The following is a 3,227-nucleotide window of genomic DNA, read 5'->3' as shown; positions in this document are numbered from 1 at the left end:
AAGCATAGGACAGCCCCGCACTACGGGTGAAAGTCCATAACACGCTCTAGCTTCATACCCCGTATTTAGTTCAGCGTCGCAGCAACCGCAAACCGTTGAACACGACCAACAGACTGGCGCCCATATCGGCGAACACCGCCATCCACATCGTGGCTTGTCCCGTGAATGTCAGGACCAGGAACACCGCCTTGATGCCCAAGGCCAGCGCGATGTTCTGCACCAGTATGGTTCGAGTGGCGCGTGACAAACGAACAAAGCGCGCAATCTTGTTCAAGTCATCGTCCATGAGTGCCACGTCGGCCGTCTCGATTGCCGTGTCGGTACCCGCTGCGCCCATGGCAAAACCGATGTCAGCACGCGCCAGGGCCGGGGCATCATTGATGCCGTCGCCCACCATGCCGACCTTGCCGCTGCGCGCGTAGCCTTCGACGGCACGCAGCTTGTCCTCCGGCAGTTGGTCGCCGAAGGCTTCGTCAATCTGGACCTGGGCCGCGATGGCACGCGCCGTGTGCGCGTTGTCGCCAGTCAGCATGACGGTCTTGATGCCCAACTCGTGCAGCGCCCGGATCGCATGGCGGCTGCTGTCCTTGACCGTATCGGCCACGGCGAACAAGACCAGTACGCGCTCGCCATCAGTGAGCAGAATGACCGTCTTGCCTTGCTCCTCCAGTCTGCCCAGCTGCGCTTCCAGGGTAGGCGAACATACACCCAGCTCATGAATCAGCCGATGATTGCCGAGCTGGTACGGCACGCCGCTAACCGTTCCGCGCACCCCCCGCCCAGGAATGGCGGCGAAGTCGGCTACCGCCAGCAGGGGGGTGCCGTTTTCTCGGCCGGCGACGGCAATGGCATGAGACACGGGGTGATCGGATCGCGCCGCGAGACTGGTGGCGATGCGAACGGCATCCAGCCCGGCCGGCGCGTCCAGCAACGCGGTATCGGTCAACGCCGGTTTGCCGTGCGTGATGGTGCCGGTCTTGTCGAAAGCTAGCCAAGCGAGCTTGTGGCCTTCTTCGAGATAGACACCGCCCTTGATCAAGATGCCATGACGGGCGGCTGCCGCCAGGCCGCTGACGATGGTCACGGGCGTCGAAATGACCAGGGCGCACGGGCAGGCAATGACCAACAGCACCAGCGCCCGGTAGATCCAGTCGTACCAGACACCGTCAAGCAGCAACGGGGGCACCAGCGCCACCGCTAGGGCGAAGGCAAACACCGCCGGCGTGTACCACCTGGCAAATTGATCAACAAAGCGCTGGGTGGGGGCGCGTGCGCCTTGCGCTTCCTCGACCGCGTGAATGATGCGCGCCAGCGTCGAATGCGTGGATTCAGTCGTGACCTGGTATTCGAAGGAGCCGGACTGGTTAATAGTTCCGGCGAAGACGCTGTCACCGACCGACTTCTCGACCGGCAGGCTCTCTCCAGTGATGGGTGCCTGGTTGACACTCGAGCGGCCGATTGTGAGCACGCCATCGAGTGCGATGCGTTCTCCCGGCTTGACGCGCACGGTCTGGCCGATGGCCACGGTCTTGACCGACACATCGGCCCAGCTGCCGTCCGCCTGTTGCACCGTCGCCCGTTCCGGCGTGAGCTGCACCAGGTTGCGGATGGCATTGCGGGCTCTGTCGAGCGACTTCGCCTCGATCCACTCGGCGATGGTGAACAGCACCATCACCATGGCCGCTTCCGGCCATTGTCTCAGCAGTACCGCGCCGGTGACGGCAATGCTCATCAGGGCGTTGATGTTGAGATTGCCGTGACGCAAAGCGATCCAGCCCTTTTGATAGGTGCCGATACCGCTGAGGGCGATCGCAATGAGTGCCAGCAGCGCGACCAGCCATTGTGGCCCGGCGAGCCAGTGCGTGATTTCCGCCCCCACGGCGGCCACACCGGCCAGGGCCAGCGGCCACCAGGCCTTGCTCACCGGCGCGCTGGCTACGGCAGCGACCTCCATCGGTTCGGTCGTCATACCAAGATCATGGATAGCGTCATCTATGGCGGTCAGAGCGTCGTGCCGATGTACCACGGTCAGCACGCGCTGCATCAGGTTGAATTCCAGGCCGTGCACAGCGGCCATGCCACCGAGCTTCTTGCGGATCAGGGCTTCTTCGGTCGGGCAATCCATCTGGGCAATGCGCAAACGGGTCAGCGTGTAGCCGGCTGGAATATGGGTCATGACCTGGCTGTCGGCATCCGAGGTCGGCATTTGCGGCGGTCTGCCTGAGCAGCATTCCTGGCCATGCGGGTCGTGGTGATGATCTTGTGCATGGTCATGCTGATCATGCGAGTGATCGTGGCTGCAAGCGGGATGAGTAGGCGTCGTCTTGGCGGAGCAGGCGGTCATAGGGCGAAACCATTGTCGGAACATGGCGTATTTCACACCCTGAAGTGACTACAGGGTCAAGTGGCTTAAAGTAGGTTCATGAAAATCGGTGAACTTGCCCAGATCGCACAGTGCACGGTGGAGACCGTGCGCTACTATGAAAAGGCAGGACTGTTGCCCGCCCCGGCGCGCACGGTCGCCAACTACCGCAGCTACAGCAATGCTCAGGTTGACCGGCTGCGCTTCATCCGCAACTGCCGCGCGCTGGACATGACGCACGAGGAAATCCGCACGCTGCTGGGCTTTATCGACCAGTCAACCGGTGATTGTGGTGTCGTCAATCAGCTACTCGACGAGCACATCGCCCACGTCGATGTGCGGATAGATGAGTTGTCCCAGCTCAAGCAGCAACTCAGCGAGCTACGTCAGCGCTGCCAAAGCGAGCAGGCCATGGACGCCTGCGGCATTTTGCAGGGACTGGCGGCGATGGAAGCAGAGCCAAGGCATGAACGACATACCCACCTCGGGTGATCTAGACAGTGCAAACGACTCCTGACATTCCGTGCAGTCGTCTTCTGAAAACGACAGACAGTGTCCGGAAACGTACTTGATTTACGAGTTTTCGGACATTATGATATACGGACGGCATAGCGGACAAATGAAACAAAAATGGCACTGATTGGGCATCTCTTAATCTTTTCGGCCACGTTGTCGGACGTACTTCGCAGAGCTAGAGAAAAAAGAGGGTCACCTCCTTGAAGCGCGCCTTGCGCAAGTCGAGCGCGACCCGGCCGGCGCTGAAGTGCCGCAGAACAGCCATTGGTGAACTTCCGCATTCAGCCTAAAGCGGTCGATCGTCTCCAATGAGGTCAGGTCACTTTATGCGTCGCCCTTGCGGGCCGGG

At 61.1% G+C, this 3,227-nt stretch carries 2 protein-coding genes; one reads left to right on the top strand and one right to left on the bottom strand.

The genetic code is table 11. From position 1 onward, the window contains the following. Positions 1-70: 70 nt before the first annotated feature. Positions 71-2,344: a heavy metal translocating P-type ATPase gene (locus tag C6P61_RS17420; RefSeq protein WP_211297004.1), complete on the bottom strand. Its 2,274-nt coding sequence runs from the start codon at positions 2,342-2,344 to the stop codon at positions 71-73. A 78-nt stretch (positions 2,345-2,422) separates the two neighbouring features. Here C6P61_RS17420 and cadR point away from each other — a divergent pair, with 78 nt between their 5' ends. Then, positions 2,423-2,854, top strand: coding sequence for a Cd(II)/Pb(II)-responsive transcriptional regulator (cadR, locus tag C6P61_RS17415; protein WP_105731155.1), 432 nt, complete (start codon positions 2,423-2,425; stop codon positions 2,852-2,854). The last annotated feature ends 373 nt before the right edge of the window (positions 2,855-3,227 follow it).

The organism is Malikia spinosa, from assembly GCF_002980625.1.
In the GTDB taxonomy this organism is placed as follows: Bacteria; Pseudomonadota; Gammaproteobacteria; order Burkholderiales; family Burkholderiaceae_C; genus Malikia; species Malikia spinosa.
The sequence above is the reverse complement of the archived record's forward strand: the minus strand, read 5'-3'. Positions and strand labels throughout refer to the sequence as shown.

Excerpts from the sequence above, each read along its gene's own strand:
- cadR (WP_105731155.1), top strand. The coding sequence starts at position 2,423 with ATGAAAATCGGTGAACTTGCCCAGATCGCACAGTGCACGGTGGAGACC.
- C6P61_RS17420 (WP_211297004.1), bottom strand. The coding sequence starts at position 2,344 with ATGACCGCCTGCTCCGCCAAGACGACGCCTACTCATCCCGCTTGCAGC.